Below are 20,377 nucleotides of genomic sequence, written 5' to 3'. Positions count from 1 at the left end.
GAGCTTCTTTTATCTTATCTGTATCCATGACATTTTTTTTAAAGATACAAAATAAAACGCTATTTTAAACTATAGCCATTTAAAACTTTGTATTAGTTTCTGTCTACAAAAATAACAAATAATTACAATTTTACTTAGGGTATTCAGCTTTGAAACGTACTTACTAATATAGGAGAATAGAAAAAGGCTTATTTAGAATGAATGTTTTGAAATTATAAGTTAGTATTTTAATCACTTGAAAATAAGCATTCGTACTGTCTAACAATGTATAAATAGCACAATGGATAAAGATAAATTGCATAAATATGCATTTAATAAAATCTCAGACAAATCAGAGATTGAAGAAATTGTTAGTTGGATTGAAAGTTCACCAGAAAACCGTAAGGAGTTTAATAATATTAAAAATCTTTGGTCGTATACTGATTTTGGTAATTACAATGCAGGTGCATACGCCGAGGATAGCCCTAAAGAATTAGTGAGTAAGGCAAAGGTAATCGGACTGGAGCTTCTAAAATATGCTGCTGTTATTTTAATAAGCTTGGTTGTTGGGGGAGCTTTAATGTTTGTTTCGCAAAATATTTTTTGGTCTGAGTTAGCCTACAATGAGATAATTGTACCGTATGGGGAAAATGTAGAGGTTTTATTGCCCGATAAAACCCATGTTTGGTTGAGTGCAGGGAGTCATTTAGTTTATCCTTCTGTATTTAAGAAAGGCAGTAGAGATATTCAATTAACTGGAGAGGCGCTGTTCGATGTGCAACACAATCCCAAGCATCCATTTCATGTAATAACACCTAACCTCATTGTTGAAGTTTTAGGCACCACATTTAATGTAGATGCTTTTGAGGGTTCAAAATATGTGAATGTTACGCTTGTGAAAGGAAATGTAAATATTAAAAATAAGGATGGAAAGGTGTTGACCAATTTGAATCCGAATCAAAAAGCTTCATACAATATTTCCCAGAAGTCATTGAATATAAGAAAAACGGATATTAATTTTTACACATTATGGATGCAGGGGATTTATAGTATGGATGATGAAAATCTTGCTGATATAGCTTTAAGATTAGAACGATGGTATGATGTTAAATTTGTTTTTGATGATAAAGAGGTAGAAAATATCAAATTTTCTGGAGATATCCTTAAAAACAAACCTTTGGAACAAATACTAAATGTCTTTAAATATTCCTCTGGTATAGAATACCAGATAGTGTTACACAATGATAAACCTAACGAAATTCATTTAAAAATGCGATAAAAAAATAGACTGGGAAATATCGGTTTTATCTCCCAGTCTAATAATCAAGTAGAATTAATTCTTCGTGCAGAAGAGTATTATTAATCCTTTATGCTACAAACTTATGAAAAATTATTTAAACGGTGACAATCGTTATCGATTGTACAAAATTTCTAAAATTATGCGTATATCTATTTTCTTGTGGGCATTCGGTTTTTTCCAATGTTATGCAGCAATATCTTATGGGCAAGATGTCCTTGTAAGTATGCGTATGGAAAAGTCATCTGTAGTGGAAATTCTAAAGCAGATAGAGAAGAAAACCGATCTTCATTTTATATATAAAACTGAAGATATAGCACATGATAAGAACCTTGATGTAGATGTAAAGGAAAAACCCGTATTGGAAGTTTTAAATGAAATTCTTCCTAAGGCTAAATTAACTTATGAAATTTTTGATAAATATATTGCGATAAAGACAGTTACTGGGATGCAAAATCAACAGCAACAACAAAAAACCATCACCGGAACAGTAACTGATCAAAACGGTGAATCCCTGCCAGGAGTATCGGTAATTGTGAAGGGGACAGCCATAGGTGTATCTACTGATTTTGACGGGAATTATACATTGACAATACCTGATGATGCCAACGTTCTAGTATATTCTTTTATTGGTAAGATAAGCCAGGAAGTTTCACTCAAGGGACAATCAGTGATCAACGTGGTGTTAGAAGATGAAACTTTAGGAGTAGAAGAAGTTATTGTAACTGCACTGGGGATTAAGAAAGTTCAAAAGACCGTTGGTTATTCAGTTCAGGAAGTAAAAGGTGAGAATCTTGTTAAAGCGCCGGATATTAATCCCGTTAGTTCTCTAAGCGGGAAGGTTTCCGGACTTGTGATAGCCAACTCCAGTAATTTGTTTGGCGATCCCTCAATATTGCTTCGTGGAGTATCCCCTTTAATTGTAGTCGACGGGGTGCCTGTAGCCAGCGATACATGGAACTTAAGTCCCAATGACATTGAATCATACAGTGTATTGAAAGGCCCGGCAGCAGCAGCGCTATACGGTTCTTTAGGAAAGAACGGAGCTATACAGATATCCACAAAACGAGGCACCAGTGATGACCGCGGATTTTCCGTGGAGCTAAATTCCAGCACTATGTTTCAGCCCAGCTTTCTGGTGGTTCCCAAAACTCAGCATGAATATGGCCCCGGTGATGGTTATGCTTACGATTTCGGAAACAGATGGGATGGTCGCGAAGGCGTGAACTCTACTGATTACAATGTGTGGGGGCCCCGTTTTGAAGGGCAGTTGATCCGTCAGTATGACAGTCCTGTTGACCCTGTTACCGGTGAGCGGCAACCGACTCCCTGGTTGGCGAGAGGGGTTAATAATCTGGATAACTTTCTGGAAACCGGATTAATTACTAGTAATAATGTGGTAATATCCGGGCAAACTGACCGTAGCAATGTGCGTTTTTCGGCGACTGATACTTATCAGCAAGGGATAATCCCAAATACTGATCTGAATATTGCCATCTTCAACTTTTCAGGAAGCCTTGATTTGGGGGAGGAAAAACGCTACCGGCTAGAGACCAGTATCACCTTTAATAAACAGGATACAAAAAACTATCCATCGCTGGAATATAGCCCGCAAAGCCCTATCTATAATCTTATGATTTGGCAGGGTGCCGATTTTGATGTGCGAGAATTACGTGATTACTGGTATCCTGGTAAGGAAGGGTTCCAACAACGTAACGTGGAGTATACACAGTACAATAATCCCTATTTTGTGGCATACGAAAACCTGAAAGGCTATCATAAAGATGATATCTATGGATTTGTGGCATTGAATGCGAAGGTGACCGACGAACTGAACTTTCGCGTGCGTACCAGCGCCAGTAATTATACCACCAACAGATCGATGAAATGGCCTGTTTCGGGTAACTTCTATGGAGATAAAAACCAATTGGGAGCTTATGAGGAGTCCTATTTCAATTTCTTTGAAAGCAATAGCGATTTTATGACCAATTACCAAAGAAAACTCACTGATAACTTTTCGATCCAAGCCTCTATTGGCGGAAATCTGCGCTTGACAAAAACCAACCAGCTGGCTGCACAAACCAAAAATGGGTTGCTTGTGCCCGGATTGTATACATTGAGGAACTCAGTTGAGGCAATGTATCCAACCAACTATTCTACCTTAAAACAGGTTGCCAGTTTATATGGATATGTTGACCTGGAATATAAAAATATGCTCTACCTGAGCTTAACGGGTCGTACCGATAAATCATCGACCCTTCCGCGCAATAACAATCAATTCTTTTATCCGTCAGCTTCGCTAAGTGCGGTCATTTCAGAAATGGTTACTTTGCCAAGCTTTATCGCTTTTCTGAAATTGCGTACATCGTATGCAAAGGTTGGGGGCGACCTGGCCATATATAACCTTTCGCCAAGCTATTCAATAGCTGGGCCGGCATGGGATGGAAATTTGCCGTTTACTTATAGTGGCCAACAGTTTAATCCGCTCATCGAACCCGAATTCAGCACCAGCTCTGAGGTGGGTATGGATATCCGGTTTATGAAAGGGCGGCTTGGTCTTGATGTTGCCTATTACCGAAACATAGACGGTCCTCAGATATTTAACCTGAATGTACCTGAGTCGTCAGGTTATGAAACCCGGCAGGTGAACGGTCGTGAATACCTGCGAAAAGGTGTAGAGGTAACGCTGCGGGCAAATCCTGTTAAAAGCAAAGATATAAAGTGGGATGTTACCATGAACTGGTCTACCTCACAGCGGTTTCTGCATAAACTCTACGGAGATGAAACCCGTGAAGGGAATATTAAAGTGGGCGAACGTGTGGATCAGGTTTGGATCAGGGATTTTATGCGATCTGCCGATGGAGAGATCGTGTATGGCACTAATGGGTTACCTCAAAGAGATCCCATCTATAAATTCTTTGGCAACTACAACAACGATTGGATGGCCGGTATGAGCAATACTGTATCGTATAAAAACATGACCTTGAACTTTGCCATTGACGGCCGGGTTGGCGGCTTGATCTTCAATTACGTGGATTATCAGATGTGGAGATCCGGAACTCACCCTGAATCGGCCACAGAATACCGTTTTGCTGACTGGATTAACAGGGATACACCGGGGTATAGTGGAACTTTTGTTGGTGATGGAGTAATTGTAACAAGCGGTGAATTGTTACGCGACCCGGAGGGTGTGGTATTAAGTGATACCCGAACCTATAAGAAAAATGATGTAACTGCAAAGTACCGGTCATGGGCGCCCAGTTATTACACTAATGAAAGTAATGCCTACATGGATCGGAGTTTTATTAAGCTTCGCGAAGTATCGTTGGATTATGCTGTTCCTGCAAAAGTATTGTCAAGGATGAAAATGTTGGAGAGCGCCAATATTTCATTAATTGGTAGAAACCTTCTGTACTGGGGAAAAGCAAAATATGTGGATAGCGACCAGTTTACCGGTTCACGCTCGCAATTGCAAACACCAACTATGCGGAACTATGGAGTGAAAGTCAAATTAATTTTCTAATCGTGAAATTAAGTGTTATGAAAACAATAAATATTTTAGCTGTGCTATTTGTATTGATGCTGTTGGGATGCAAAGATGCCGATGAACTTTACGATGATCCCAATAGTGCGACCAATGTTCCTCCTTCCAGTATTTTCACTAAGGTGCTATTGGATATGCAGGAACTACCCTATGAGGTGTTTTATGGACCTGCACAAAGATATACTCAGCATTTTGTTTGTATTGAACCCATCTATGGGAACCAGAATTATAATTTTGGAGAAACAGAGTTTTATTATGGAACTTTAAGGGATATCTTACAGATGGAGAAAGAAGCTCAGCGAGCAGGATCCGAAACCGCTGAAATTTACACTGTAATGGCTAAATTTTTTAAGGCATATTTTTATGTGTATATGACGGAGAGGGTTGGTGATATTCCAATGAGTGAAGCAATGAAGGGGGCTGTTGATAATAACTTTACACCCCAATACGATACCCAGAAACAAGTTTACCTACAGTGTTTTGACTTGTTAGAACAGGCTAATAGTGAACTAGAGATCATCATCGAAAATGGTGCGACCATATCCAACGGTGATATTTTTTATGACGGGAATCTGGCTAAATGGCAAAAAGTAGTCAACGTGTTTCGTCTGAGGATGCTGATGAGCCTTAGCTTGAAGATAAACGATGCAGACCTGGAGCTGAAGGAGCAGTTTGCAGCCATTATTTCCAATCCTGATAAATATGCGGTTTTTACAAGTAATGAAGACAATTTATCCATCCATTGGATTGATAACGCAGATAACAAGAATCCAATATATCCTGGTAAAAGACCTTACCGGGAACTTGAAGTGTTGGGCGACACTTATGTGAGCCTGGTGAAAGAATTGGAGGATCCCCGCTTATTTGTGGTAGCAGATCCTGCGCCTGCTTTAAATGTAGGCGTGGAGAACCGCGAACTGCTATTCTCATCGTACCAGGGGGCAAAATCGGGTGATGATATCAATGAGCTTAAGGATGAGGCTGTTATTGATGGTAAATACTCTACGCGTAGCTACAGCTATTGGTACAAACCGGTATGCGAGCCCACTATTCAGATTGGGTATCCTGAACTACAGTTTGTAATTGCCGAAGCAATCAATCGCGGCTGGATTAGCGGTAATGCTGCACTCTATTACAACAATGGAATTAAAGCATCCATGTTACATTATGGAATTGAAATATCTGTAATTGATGCTTATCTGGCAAAAAATAATATCACCTATAAGGGTAACAATACAGATGGATTAAACCAAATCTTAACCCAAAAGTATATAGCTTTTTTTAACAATTCCGGCTGGCAGGCATTTTTCGATTATCGACGTACCGGGATTCCAACCTTCGATATTGGCCCTGCAAATGAGAATGGATTACGCATTCCCAAGCGTTGGAAATATCCGGATAATGAGGTGAAATATAATTCTGATGAATTAGGAATAGCATTGGATCGACAATTTCAGGGGGCAGATGATATTAATCTGATGATGTGGATGCTTAATTAACTCACCTTTTAAGGATTCTATTCAGAATTTAGTGAAAAGTTTATTTATTGGGGCTGTATCAAAAGTATAGGGTTAATATTTCAAGTATAGTGAATAGAAACAGAAATCACAAAGTGTTAATAAAAAAATGTTTAATTCTGAGTCCCTAAAGCTTTCGGGATTGTGAAAAACTTTGTCCCGTACGAGCGTTCGAGATTGCGAGAAACAGACTTTTGATACAGCCCCAATACCAGAATTTTAGTTTAATGTTTTTGTAAAATCGAATACTTCCGCGAATAAATATTGGTGGAGGTATTGTAGGACCGAAGCTGCTAAAATGGCTGCTGGTTTGGGATCGAATGTGACTATATTGCATCGTGATCTTGAGCGATTACGCTACCTCGATGACATAATGCCGGCCAATGTTAAAACGATGATGTCTAATGAGTATGCAATTCAGGAAATGGTGGGATAATCAAAACGAAGTGGATGTAGAAATCCCGCAAATAGTAGGAGAATGGAAACATATTTTTAACCCAAACGATACCCGGTCGGCCATTGATACAACATGGTATACTAATGATCACTGTTTTGCAAAAGGACCGGAAGGTAAATGGCACGCATATGGAATTATTGGTCATAAGCCAATTAATCCCTAGAAAGGGGAAACACGCTTTTTTCATATTTCGGCAAACACTTTTTCGCAGGACAAATGGGAGGATCATGACTATGCCTTAGAAACAAAACCAGAAGTTGAGCGTGTGTTGTCGGCACCGCATATATACCATGATTCAGATTCTGATACATGGAATATGTTCTATAATATTGACAATATGCAAGCAAATGCCCTTGGATATGCCAGTTGGGGACAGCTTTGCAGGGCAGATTCGAAAGAAAGGTTTAGATGGAAACGGCATCCTTTAAATCCTCTTTTTAGTGATCCGGGACATGGCCCAGAGACTCTTATATTTTAAAAAATAATGGCAAGTATTATTACATATAAATGGTATTTTTACCTGTTCATTTGTCGCGCGATAACAGACTACAATCAAACTCATGTATACTGGTCAAAAGATCCTACCATCTTTCCTAATGATAATTTTGTGTGTGAATAACCTACTCATGCCTCGGAGATAATTAAGGTTACTGAGGATGAATGGTATATTTCAAACACAGGATGGGATAAAAAGGGGTTATTTGTAGCTAAACTTTCATGGAGCCATAGATAAGTAGTTCAATATCTGATCTTTGTTTGTAGCTTTCGAATGGTCAGTGTTGCTATATGGAAAAGTCAATCAATGATCGTACAAATTTCTATCAGCATAAAAAAATAGGATGTCCTAAATATTAGGACATCCTATAATGTTTGCGAATGTATTTTAAAATTCCTCTTAAATGCTAATCTTAAGAGGGGTGTTGTTATTTTAATTTACGATCAATTTATGTGTCTGAGTCGAATGGTCTGATTGCATTAATAATAGATAGATGCCTTTATTCATGGACGAAAGATCTATGATTGTTGTATTGCTCTCCAAGACTTTGGTCTCTAAAATTTTTCCAGATAAAGTAACCACTTTATAGGAGCTCCAGTTATCATCTTCTGTCTTAACGGTAAAGATACTGGAAGAAGGATTAGGAAAAATGACCGCTTTACCGCTTTTCTCGGTATCAGTATCAATCGCAGTAGGTGTGCTGTTAACTAAGTCAGCTATTTCCTGATCGGTTAATGTACGATCCCAGATTTTAATCTCATCCATCTCACCATCGTGGCGACCATCCTCATCATTATCTTTGTAAGATCCAATCTGGAACCACCCTGATTCTGGGTAATTGATCGCCCCTGTTTGGGCAGCAGAGATTACTTTTAAATCACCATTTACATAGAGTTTCATCATTGTGCCATCGTAGGTGGCCGCCAGATCGTACCATTGCCCCAACTGAATAGCATCATGATCATACAAATAAGTAAGCGTTCCTGTAGTCTGTGAAGAAAGAGCAAAACTGAACCTGTTTTGATAATTACCCACTAGCCAGCCATGTTCAACGGATCCGTTATCCTGGAAACAACCGATGTATCCGCCCCAGGTATCAAGTGTTGTAACTTTCACTTTCAGGGCAACAGTCATATTCTGAGTTGGCAGATTTTGTGCAGCCTGCGTACCTGACTGAATTTCAATCATACCGGTATTATCAAATACAGCCTTGTTTTCTGCGCTAAATGTAACGCCACCTGCTACTGTTCCATCAAAGCCGTTGCCTGATGCATCGTTAGCATTGCCATTGAACGGAAAATAAGTAATAGGATCAGCAGATCCCTCACTTACAGTGATCATACCAGTCACTGTTTTTGTGTCATTACCCTGGGCATTGGTCACTGTTAATGAAACATTATAAGTACCTGCATCGGCATACGAAACAGTAGGATTCGCCATATTACTGGAGGCTGGTGTGCCACCGGTAAATGTCCACGCCCAGCTTGTTGGTGCATTGCCTGACAGGTCGGTGAAATTGACCGATCCACCAACCATGATGGATGAACTGTCGGCAATAAAATGAGGGGTAGGGGCAGCGGGTGTGGCTGGTGAAAGAAGGGAAACACCGTCGAATGAAGCAGGGATAGGTACACCCAAGTGATCCAAAGCAGTTGCTGTCACATCCACAATACGTGGCGTATTCGTATAATCAGCCACCTCCAATGACCCGTTAGTGTTATCCCATGTCAAGGCAGATCCGTAATAAACGGGTGGATTGGAGCCTTTTGAATCAGCTATTGCAGTACCATTACTTTCATCCATCTTCCAATAAGTTTGAAGAGAAGTATAATCGGGGTGTGTATTGTCAACGGTCGCTGCGGTGTATTTAATAATATTGGTTTCATCAATTGCTTTGTTCCACATACGTACTTCTGATACTGATCCGTTAAAATGAGCACTGTATGATGTCGTACCATCCTGACCGATGGCCAAAGCAAGACCGGAATTCATATCCCCAATGGTCGACATGGCAGCGGATCCAATTTTTTTACCATCCTGGTAGAGTACGACTTCACCATCGCGATCACAACTAACGGCTAAATGGTGCCATTTACCATCATTAATCGTTCCACCATTCACATCAACACGATGTGTGCCATCGCCAAGGTTCACTTTCCAGGATGAACCATTGGATTGTGCGGCTAAGATAAATCCCTTCATCACTCCGGATGCCCAGTTTTTATTTGCTATGATGGCAGGATCACTGCTCCAACCGGTTGTTCTCACCCTACACTCGATGGTAAAATCCTGGTCAGTACCATACATAAAAGGTGTAGGATCAGTTGCAGCCAGATATTCATTTGTCCCGTTCAAAGCTACGCCACTGCTAATGGTTACATGCGAAATCTCTTTGGTAATTTCCTTGTTTGCAATGCTGTTACCACTAGCAATCAAAAAAATGTTTCGTTCATCCAGAGAAGTACCACCATGATTATTACCAATGCCTCCATGGTCGGTAACTAATATTATTAACCAATCTTCCTCTGAATAAGTAGGTCTATTACGAATTGAAGCAACAATATTGCCTACAAGAACATCAGTTGTTTTAATAGCCCCAATGTATGGATTACTCTCAGGATTAAATCCATATGCATGACCTGCATGATCCACATCATCGAAATGAATAAATAAGGTAGAAACATCATTATCCATAATGTATTCAGATACCGTGGAAGTCATTTCTGCATCCGTTTCAAAGTTTTGTTCAAAATCGGCGTGTCCAACAATTTGAGTATTTATCGGATCCCAAACTACCATTGAAGAGGTTTGCAAAGAAGGATTGGCCTCTTCAATAAACTTAAATAAATCAGGATATGTTGCGAAATTAGCACCGGCAAATGTATTTTCATACACTTGATGTTTTTCGACATATACACCTGTTAGTATAGATGACCAACCTGTTGCACTCCAGGTTGGTGGTGTCGTTAACGCATCCATCGAATAAGTCGAATTGTCAACTAAGGCGTCGATATTCGGAGTCGAGGCTATCTGTAACGCATCTGGCCTGCACCCATCTATTCCAATGATGAGGACTTTTTTTGTTTGCGCATGCAGGCCAACCGATAGGAAGATCCACATGGCGATGAAAGTGAAAATTTGTTTCATGATTTAGTTTTTTTTAGATGAGCCGAATAACACGCTGAGCTTACAAAGATCAGCATCGTTATTCGGATTAAATTTTATATAAAGCCACTTGGTTTTGAATAATTACATTCGCTTTTAAATAGTGCTACAACTGTAACGAAAACCCTGTACTTCACGTGTATTCAAAATTATCAAAAGGGTAAATATAAAAGGTGTATATATTCAGCATATTAGGGTGATATAATTGGAGTTGTTGAAATATGAGGAAAAGGTGGGTAAATCTTCTCCTCTTAACAATGCAGATTAACTGTTGCGATGTATAATACCATTTGATAAGAAATTGATACGTCAAAATTATATTGCCAGCTCTATTAAGAAGATCTATCGCTTATTGAATTTTGCTTAAATTCTTTAGGGGTGAGATTAAATTCCTTCTTAAAACATTTTGTAAAATACTTTGAGTCGTTGAAGCCCACCAGAAAAGCGATTTCTGCTATTGTGTAATTGTATTTTTTAATTAACGATGCAGCTTTCTTAAGCCTGAAAAAGCGCATATAATCAACCAAAGTTTTTCCGGTTAATGATTGAAACTTACGGAATATATTAGAATAGCTCATGTGAAGTGGCTCCGCCAGCTCCTCCAGTTTGAATTCAGAGTTTTGATAATTTTTTTCAAGCTCACAGATCAGTGCATCGATAAATACCTGATCAGGAGATTCTGCTTCAGCAACATTGACTTCTGCTAATAGTTCATTTCTGAATTGTTTTATTATTTGCGACTGGGTTTCAATGATGTTGTTAATTTTTAGTTTTAACTCATTAACATTAAAAGGTTTGTTCATATACTCAAGTGCACCGTATTGAAGTCCTTCCAGTTTGGTTGAAGTCGAGTTTTTCGCAGTTAACAAAATAATCGGAATGTGCCGCATTCGTACATTTCCTTTGACCTCTTTGCAGAGCGTTATTCCGTCCATGATTGGCATCATAACGTCGCTCAGGATAATATCTGGCAATTGTTGTTCTATTTGAAGCAAGGCTTCTTTGCCATTTTCAGCTTTGCGAACATGGTAGAGTTGACTGAAGGTATCATTAAGGAATTTTGAAAGTTCGTAATTGTCTTCAACAATTAAAAGGTGCTTGTCTTTATGTTTTTTCAAATCATCAACAGGTGTTGGGACAAATGCATCGGGTTTTGGTGATAGGGTGTTCTCGATGTTGGAAATTTGTTCAACCTGAATTATCTCATCTGCTTTGAGGTGGGCATTGCCCAGCGGCAATTCAATGGTGAAGGTGGAGCCCTCAAGTTCTTTGGAGAGGACACAGATTCGGCCTTGATGCAGCGAAACTAATTCCTGGCATAGAGCCAGGCCTATTCCTGTTCCGCCAATCGGCTTGGCATTAGGTGATTGATAAAATAAATCAAAAATTGTCTTCAAATCTGATTCAGGAATACCTATGCCGGTATCAGAAACTTTAATGAAGACATGATCGGTAGTAGCATTTTTTTCGATGCTTAACATTACCTTCCCTTCTCGTTGCGTATATTTAAAAGCATTGGACAGGAGATTATACATAATATGCTCCAGTTTATCTTTATCATACCAAACCATTAACGTTTTATCGGTACATTCAAAGGTGAACTCTATGTTTTTAAAACGAGCCTGTTCCATAAAGGATAAGGTAATGTCATTAATGTCAAGATAAATATTATTATACGATGCTCTGAGCTTTAGCTTTTTCATTTCAATGTTACGAACCGTCATTAATTCTTGTGAGATGCGAGAGAGTCTCTGGGCATTGTTTCTGATGATTTGTAAACGTTGTTGTAAAAGCAGATTCCCTTCCGCCCGATTAATCATATTATCAATAGGTGAAATAATAAGTGTTAATGGTGTTTGAATTTCGTGCGACATTTTTGCAAAGAAGTTCATCTTCATGTCATATAGCTCTTTGTTTTGTTCGTTTTTCCATTTCTCCTTCAGCATATTCTTTTTCATGCGTGCCCAAAGAATGGTGTAGTAAATGCTTACTGCGCCTATGGCAATAGTTAATACTGCATAGGTGAGATAGGCCCACCATGTGAGCCACACTGAAGGGAGTATCCTTATTTGAATTTGTTGCGAATTGATATCCCAGGTATCTCTTTTTGTACCTGCTTTAACTTCGAAGATATAGTTGCCGGGAGGTATTTTTGTGAATGTGGCAGTGCGATCAATTGTAGTTTTTGTCCAGTTGTCGTCATAGTTTTTCAGACGGTATGTGTAAAAATATTCGGGATCCAGTTGGTTGGTGATCACTGCAAATGTAAATGAAAATGAAGACTGGTCGTGTTTAAGTTCAACTTCGCGAAGGTGTTCGATCCCCATACCGAGTTGTGTGGGGATGATTTCAAATGCATCCCTGTTCAATACTTCAAAGTGATTAATGTAGAGTTGGAGATTATTCTTGCTCTTCGGCATACTATCCGGATCAAAATAGTTGACACCTTCAATGCCGCCAAAATAGATCAGCCCTTTATCATCTGTGGTGACACTACCGCTCAGAAAATTGCCTTTCTGGATGCCATCTCTCCAATTGTAGTGGGTTTCCTGACTTGTAGTCAGGTTCAGATGTGAAATGCCGGATATACGCGATACCCACAAATTAGTGCTGTCGGTGGCAACAATCGACATAGTAGAGTGAACTTGATCATTATTAAAGCCTTCAATAGCAACTGTTTCACGTTTGTTGGTGTCGAATTTTATAAGTCGTGTATAGTGGTTAGTCAAGTACAGGTGTCCGTTCTTATCTGTTGTGCCATGGCGAATGCTATTCTCTCGCTGGTTGGTGCTATTGATTAGCTGGAATGTTTGAAAGGAAGATTCTGACAATTTTACTTTTTCCTGTAATAGCGCCAAACCTCCGTTTGCCAATCCAATCCAGAGGTCGTGTTTTTCATCTTCTATAAATACCTCTGCAAACGAACCATTCAATCCATTGTTATAATTGTATGGAAAATGAGCCAGGATGTCGCCTGATAGTGATAAGGCAAATAACCCGATGTTGCTCCCTATCCAAATTCGGTGCTGGCTATCTATAAATAGTGTGCGGATATCAATGGCCCTAACACCTTCTTTATTAAATAATGGAAACGGCTTGAAATTTTTTTTTGCGGAATCAAATTGAGCTAAACCGTTTTGATAAGTGCCGATCCATATGATTCCATTTCGATCCTCTACCATCGCTTGGATATAATTGCCGGGTAAGCCGTGGGCGGTGCCGCTGTTGGCCACATATTGAGTGATTGCGTTTCCTTTCTCGTCATACCTGGTGATCCCGACTCCGTCCGTGCCAACCCATAATTCTCCCCTTTGACTTTTCAACACAGAGATTACCCTCGTGGGGGAGTCCAGTACACTTCCGCTACAGTATCTTGCCGTTGATTGACTCCGGGGCATGATGTTGATTTTACCATAATTAGTGAATACCCAAATATCACTGTTATCCGTTTCTGACACATTTAATACAGTGTTGGTATGGAGTGATAAATTATTTGTGCCCGAATGGGTAAATATTTCCACAGCAAAAGTCTTAGGGTCAATGAGGTTAAGGCCACCACCATCTGTTCCGACCCAAATTAATCCTTTACTATCGCAAAATATACACGTAATCATGTTACTGTTGGTACGGTGCTGCAAGGTAGCCTGAGTATGAAATCGGGTGAATTTATTTTCTCCAATATTATAATAATAGAGGCCGGAACCTTTCGTGCCAATCCATAAGTTACCGGAAGCATCAGTTGTGACCATTGTGGAACTTTGTGTTTTGTTAAATGGCATGGTTAGCTCGCTTATGAGTCCCGTAGAGATGTCTCCTTTGAAAATACGTCCCTTGTTTGTGCTGAACCAAATCACCTTGTTTTTTTCTTCGCTGATAGATACGATGGTTTCATCAGTGGTTTGGATATTAAATACAATCTCATCTAATCCATCAAGTGTTTTTCCTGATAGAGTTCCGGAGTTAGTGCCAAACCAAAATAGTGACCTCCCTGGCCTAAAAGAGGTTAGTTCCTGTTTTTTTTCGGGCGTATTGAGGTAGGAAACCTCAAACTGACCAGAGGTGGTTAATTGTGCAATCATTCCGTTAGTAGCGATATAAAAAATGCTACCGTTGGCGTTTTTAGCTAACCCTAATATGTCACTTGCCGAAAAGTATTCGTCAAAAATGTCATTAAAAGTGTAGAGACGAAAATCGTATCCATCGAATTTTAGTAGCCCATCATTAGTATCTAACCAATGATAACCTAAGGTGTCTTCAATAACTGATTTGGCATAATATTCCACGTTTCCTATTTTGGCACTAATGTGTGAAAAATTGGTAGCATATAAATAGTTTCCAAAACTATTGAGTGTAAGTGTAATAAGTATAAAAAGTGTTTTTATATAGATAGAATACTTATGGGGAAAATATTGGTTCTTTTTCCCCTCTTTTTGAATGGTTGAACCTGGGAAGTCTCTACTGTATTTTTGCATTTCACTGATATCTTGGTGTTCAAACTTAAAATAGCAAATGTAAGGGTAATATTAGTAAACTCAAACGATTAAGCAAAGTCTTGAATTTGAAAATTCAAAAGATTTATGGATACCGTTATGGTCATGGAAAGTGCGTTCTGAAATATAATTAAATAAATAATAGTTCCTTTTAATTTTCGTGCCCCTGATTATATCCCAAGTGTTTTACCTGATTAGTTCATAAATTTTCTAAGGGAGTACAAAAAGCGAAGAGAAAATGTGAAGCAGAGATTTTAAGCTCGCAGTAACAGTGAACTATTTTTAGAACCATTACCTTATGTGATGACTTATTAATATGGATTTTTCAAAAAATTCCCCCTATGTTGCTGAATATATCTTCCTCCACAAAAACTACAAATCCCCAACTTTGTGAAGACCAATGATAGAATTGGTTGATTAAACCTGTATGAAAGGTAGAAACTCAAAAATTAAATCAGCATATATCATTAAAAATTCAAAATCTAAATTAAATTTTATGAAAAACAAAAGTACGACACGTTACACTCTGAGTCGGGTGGTGGGCATAGCACTAATTTTTGTGCACTTCGCAGCTCACTCATTCGGACAAAGTGGAACAGAACGAACTGTTTCGGGTAATGTGACCGATGCCCAAACGGGAGAGCCTATTGTAGGTGCCAACATCTGGATTAAAGAAACAACAAAAGGTACGATTACCGATTATGATGGAAATTATACATTGGTTTCCGAGGGTATTGCCGATGTTTTTGTAGTCTCTTTTGTTGGTTATGCCAATCAGGAAGTAGCGGTTGGAGATAAGATGATTATCAATTTTAAATTAAGTGCAGACTCTGAAACCTTAGAAGATGTTGTTGTTGTGGGATATGGTTCGCAAAAGAAAGAGAGTGTGATCGGATCCATATCCAGCATTAAAGTAGCAAACCTGAAGGTGCCGGGAGCGAATGTAAGCAGCAGTCTGGCCGGACAGCTTTCGGGCATAGTGGCGGTCAACAGGTCGGGAGAACCGGGCCAGGGTTCGGAATTTTACATTCGTGGTATCAGTACTTTCGGTGCCAATAAAACACCGTTAGTATTGATTGACGGAATTGAAAGAGACATTGACCTGGTAGATCCGGAAGATATTGCTTCGTTTTCCATTCTTAAAGATGCAACGGCAACTGCGGTTTATGGTGTGCGCGGTGCAAATGGTGTAGTCCTGATCACGACTCGCAAAGGAGAGGAAGGAAAACCAAAGATCAGCGTACGTAGCGAAACAGGTTTTGTAAGTCCTACTCAAATGCCTGAAATGGTTAATTCCCACCAGTTTGCAGAGTTGTATAACGAAGCATCGGAAAGTGAATTTTATTCACCAGAAGTAATGGAGAAATATAAGGATGGAAGTGATCCTGATTTGTATCCTAATGTAGACTGGATCAAAACCCTTTATAAAGGAGTGGCTCGCAACAAGCGCACCAATGCCAGTGTATCGGGAGGTGGAACCATCGCAAAATATTTTGTATCGGGTTCTTACTATAATGAGGGGAGTATTTTTAAGTCAGATGGTTCCAATGACTACAATTCTTCTATTAATTATTCCAAATACAGCTTTCGCGCGAACCTCGATCTGGCGTTGCATGAAACGACTACCTTGAGTATCAATCTGGCCAATGTGTATGAATCAAAAGATTCACCTGGTGAAAGTAGAGATCGCATATGGCAATATACATTTCGGACATCTCCCAATGCGTTTCCGGCAAGGTTTTCAGATGGTAAATTTGCAGGACCGGCAGAAGGTTCAGGATACAACCCGTACAACCTGCTGATGCAGTCAGGTTATTCTGAGGAGTACAAGAATTCAGCACAGTCGCTGATCGCCCTTGATCAGGATTTGTCTGAGTTGATTACCCCGGGATTGAAAGCAAATTTGAAATTTTCATGGGATGCATTTAATATGAATGTGATCACCCGAAAAAAAGCTGTAGAGCAATGGCTGGCTTCCGGGCGTGATGATGAAGGAAACCTTATCTATAATCAGACCAACCAGGGAACGGAAACGTTAAGTTTTGCAACGGGTAGTTATGGTGAACGGACCATTTACCTGGAAGGATCATTGATTTATAACCGCTTATTTAATGATGTGCATCGTGTGGGCGGGCTTTTTCTTTATAATCAGAAAGAACGAAATGTATTGACCGCAAGTAGTTCTGAAGGTGCATTGCCGTACAAGAACCAAGGTATTGCAGGTAGGATGACCTATGCTTTCAAGGATAGGTATTTTGTGGAAGGTAACTTTGGTTATAATGGGTCGGAGAATTTCAGCCCGGGTAAGCAGTTTGGATTCTTCCCTTCCGGCGCCATTGGCTGGATGGTATCAAGTGAGCCCTTTTTTGAAGGCATAACCGGCGTAGTGGATGTATTTAAGCTGAGAGGATCTTATGGTATAGTGGGTAATGACAAGATTGGTGGTTCACGCCGTTTTATCTACAATGCCACAATTAACCGTCCAGTTACGGGATACACTTTTGGTGTGAACCATAATGGCTACAGCGGACTTCGTGTTGGAGAATGGCCAAACGAAAATGTGGGTTGGGAAGAATCTACCAAGCTCAATTTAGGAATTGAATTGTCGTTCTTTAGAAAGTTAAAGTTACAAGGTGATCTCTTTCAGGAAGATCGCGAAGGCATCTTTATGCAGCGTGAGTCGCTGCCGGGTTTTGTAGGTGTAACTACCAAGCCTTGGGTGAATGTTGGTAAAATGGAGAATAAAGGATTTGATGCCAGTATGGAATATTCGCATAGTCTGGGTGACCTGCATCTGACGGCACGTGGTAACTTTACCTATACGCGTAATAAACTGATTGATACCGACCAGCCTGATTATGAGGACCTCTATCGGAATCGGGAAGGTAAACCTTACGGACAACAGTTCGGATTGGTATCCATGGGTCTGTTTGAATCAGAAGCCGTTATTGCCAGCCATCCGGAACAGCAGTTTGGTCCGGTACGTCCGGGAGATATCAAGTATAGAGACATTAATGGTGATGGTGTGGTTGATATTAAAGATGAGGTGGCCATTGGTCGCACTACGATTCCTGAAATAGTATATGGTTTTGGAGCTACCGCTGCCTGGAAAGGCCTGGATTTGTCAGTTTTCTTCCAGGGTATTGGAAATACCACATTTACAATGGGAGGGGGTGCTATTTATGGTTTCAGTTCCGGTAATGTTACGCAATCAAACATGTACGAGGATCTGTATCTTAACAGATGGAGTGTGGAGAATCCTAATCCTAATGCGGTATATCCCCGTTTATCCTCTTCATATAACACCAATAACACACGTACTTCTACTTTCTTTCAGCGTAACGGCAGTTTCATACGCCTGAAGAATGCAGAGCTGGGGTATAACTTGCCCAAAAATATTGCAAAGAAAATCCATATGAATAATGTGAGGTTTTATGCATCTGGAGTTAACCTCTTAACATTTAGCTCATTTAAGCTATGGGATCCTGAAATGGGTGGCGGACAAGGAGAAGGTTATCCTCCGTCACGAATCATCAACTTTGGAGTTAATGTGAATTTCTAAATACAAGCATTAGAATATTATGAAGAATATATTTTTGATTATAGCGGCAGTTTTCCTGTTCGCATCCTGTGAAGATTACCTGGCGAGGCAGGAAGATGAAGCTTTAACCTTCGAGAAAATCTGGTTGAAGCGTGAAACGACCGAGCAGTATTTGTACAATGTATATGGCTTTATGCCCAATGAGGCGGATGTGGGTGACGATAATATTTGGATTCCGGCCTCGGACGAGGCTTCTTTTACGTACAACCGAAGTTATCGTAAGATGAATGATGGTACCTGGAATCCTTCTAGCCCTCCGGGAGACAAGTGGGATGTGTGTTACCAAGGCATACGTGAAGCAAACACTTTTATGGGGAATGTACACGCTTGTCCTGATTTATCGAGCGACGAGAAAGATCAGTATTTCGCTGAGGCCAGATTCTTAAGGTCTTATTACTATTTCATGTTGGTACGTATGTATGGTCCTGTTATACTGATTGGTGATGAGCCCGTTGATTTTAACGCAGCCAGCCTTGATGTGCCACGTAATACTCTGAAGGAGTGTATTAACTACATCGTTGCCGAAATGGATGCTTGTGCGCAGGTGCTGCCAACATCACGCCCTAATAACTGGTTAGGTAAACCAACAAAAGGAACAGCGCTGGCTGTTAAAGCCCGTTTGAGCCTTTATGCTGCCCGTCCGTTGTTTAACGGTAATGAGATGTATGCCGGTGTGGCCAACCAGGATGGGACTAAGCTTTTTCCGGCCAGCTATGACAAGGAGAAGTGGAAAGCAGCTGCTGATGCCAACAAGGCAGTGATCGACCTGGGTGTTTATCAGTTACATAAAAGTGAAGACAATGATCCCTATAAAAACTATATGGAGACTTTTCATGCGAACTGGAATGAGGAAATCATTTTTGGCTACTCTACACCAGCATGGCGCTGGACTGTTGTGACGATCCCTCGTGTAGTTGGTGGTGTGGCCTACGGTGGCGTTGCGCCAACGCAACAAATGGTTGATGCCTACGCGATGAAGAATGGTAAATATCCAATTACCGCATACAATACAGATGGATCACCGGTGATTGATGCTGCTGCCGGATACTCTGAAGAAGGGTTTGTCAATTTTGAACATCCCATCGATCAGCCCGAAGGCACCGTTCGTCGCAAGAGTACCTTCAGAATGTATGTGGATCGCGAACCACGTTTTTACGCATCAGTGTTTTGGAGTGGTGCAGATTGGATATACATGGGGCGGCCCAATGATATCAAAGTACCCGACTTTTCTACAAATGGTAACAGCGGACCGGGTCAGTCGCATGATTATCCGAAGCCGGGTTACATGTGGAGGAAGATGACGGATCCTTCATTAGACACTAAAAATAACCAGTGGGGTACTTTAAGCTGGCCATTGATTCGTTTAGCCGAGATCTATTTGAATTATGTCGAGGCATTGAATGAATACGATCCAACCCATGCGGATATCCTTACCTACATGAATCTGGTGAGAGAACGTGCCGGCGTGCCTAACATCGAACAGGTGTATCCGGAAGCGGTGGGCGATCAAGTTAAAATGCGGAAATTGATTCGCAAAGAACGTCAGATTGAATTGTCGTTTGAAGCACATCGTTATTTTGATACCCGTACTTGGATGATTGCGGAACAAACCGACGATGGACCGATGTATGGTATGAATGTTAAGGCACATTCCAGTGGAGGATCAACGCCTGCATCGTTTTGGCAGAGAGAGGTGTTTGAAACAAGAGTGTTCAAGCCTAAACACTATTTGTACCCAATCAAACAACGTGAGATGGATAGAAACAAGCAGTTGGTTCAAAACTACGGTTGGTAATAAACTGAGACATTGTTTTAATAAAGCAGTTATCTA

9 protein-coding genes are annotated in these 20,377 nt (G+C 40.1%); 7 read left to right on the top strand and 2 right to left on the bottom strand.

The annotated features are described in order from the left end of the window. The first annotated feature begins 280 nt into the window (after positions 1-280). The 5 genes from ACT29I_RS23815 (at position 281) to ACT29I_RS23795 (ending at position 6,957) form a co-directional block, all read left to right on the top strand. Entirely contained in the window at positions 281-1,258 is a 978-nt protein-coding gene (locus ACT29I_RS23815) for a FecR family protein (protein WP_444794621.1), read from the top strand. Positions 1,259-1,418: 160 nt separating this feature from the next. After that, a complete protein-coding gene (locus ACT29I_RS23810) occupies positions 1,419-4,799 on the top strand; it encodes a SusC/RagA family TonB-linked outer membrane protein (protein WP_444794620.1) in 3,381 nt (1,126 codons plus the stop codon). A 17-nt stretch (positions 4,800-4,816) separates the two neighbouring features. Continuing rightward, on the top strand, positions 4,817-6,319 hold the full coding sequence (locus ACT29I_RS23805) for a SusD/RagB family nutrient-binding outer membrane lipoprotein (RefSeq protein ID WP_444794619.1): 1,503 nt from the start codon (positions 4,817-4,819) through the stop codon (positions 6,317-6,319). Positions 6,320-6,635: 316 nt separating this feature from the next. Further along, positions 6,636-6,773, top strand: coding sequence for a hypothetical protein (locus tag ACT29I_RS23800; RefSeq protein ID WP_444794618.1), 138 nt, complete (start codon positions 6,636-6,638; stop codon positions 6,771-6,773). Continuing rightward, positions 6,742-6,957, top strand: a complete 216-nt coding sequence (locus tag ACT29I_RS23795) for a hypothetical protein (protein WP_444794617.1) — start codon at positions 6,742-6,744, stop codon at positions 6,955-6,957. The genes ACT29I_RS23800 and ACT29I_RS23795 overlap by 32 nt, the downstream gene beginning before the upstream one ends. A gap of 765 nt (positions 6,958-7,722) precedes the next feature. On the opposite strand, the gene ACT29I_RS23790 is transcribed toward ACT29I_RS23795, so the two are convergent. Then, a complete protein-coding gene (locus tag ACT29I_RS23790; protein WP_444794616.1) occupies positions 7,723-10,437 on the bottom strand; it encodes a LamG-like jellyroll fold domain-containing protein in 2,715 nt (904 codons plus the stop codon). Between the two features lie 350 nt (positions 10,438-10,787). Then, on the bottom strand, positions 10,788-14,927 hold the full coding sequence (locus ACT29I_RS23785) for an ATP-binding protein (RefSeq protein ID WP_444794615.1): 4,140 nt from the start codon (positions 14,925-14,927) through the stop codon (positions 10,788-10,790). 514 nt (positions 14,928-15,441) lie between these two features. Between ACT29I_RS23785 and ACT29I_RS23780 the strand changes: the two genes are divergently transcribed. Further along, entirely contained in the window at positions 15,442-18,507 is a 3,066-nt protein-coding gene (locus ACT29I_RS23780; protein ID WP_444794614.1) for a SusC/RagA family TonB-linked outer membrane protein, read from the top strand. A 19-nt stretch (positions 18,508-18,526) separates the two neighbouring features. Then, positions 18,527-20,341: a RagB/SusD family nutrient uptake outer membrane protein gene (locus tag ACT29I_RS23775; protein ID WP_444794613.1), complete on the top strand. Its 1,815-nt coding sequence runs from the start codon at positions 18,527-18,529 to the stop codon at positions 20,339-20,341. The last annotated feature ends 36 nt before the right edge of the window (positions 20,342-20,377 follow it).

This window comes from Saccharicrinis sp. GN24d3 (assembly GCF_052400645.1).
Classification (GTDB): domain Bacteria; phylum Bacteroidota; class Bacteroidia; order Bacteroidales; family Marinilabiliaceae; genus Saccharicrinis.
The sequence above is the reverse complement of the archived record's forward strand: the minus strand, read 5'-3'. Positions and strand labels throughout refer to the sequence as shown.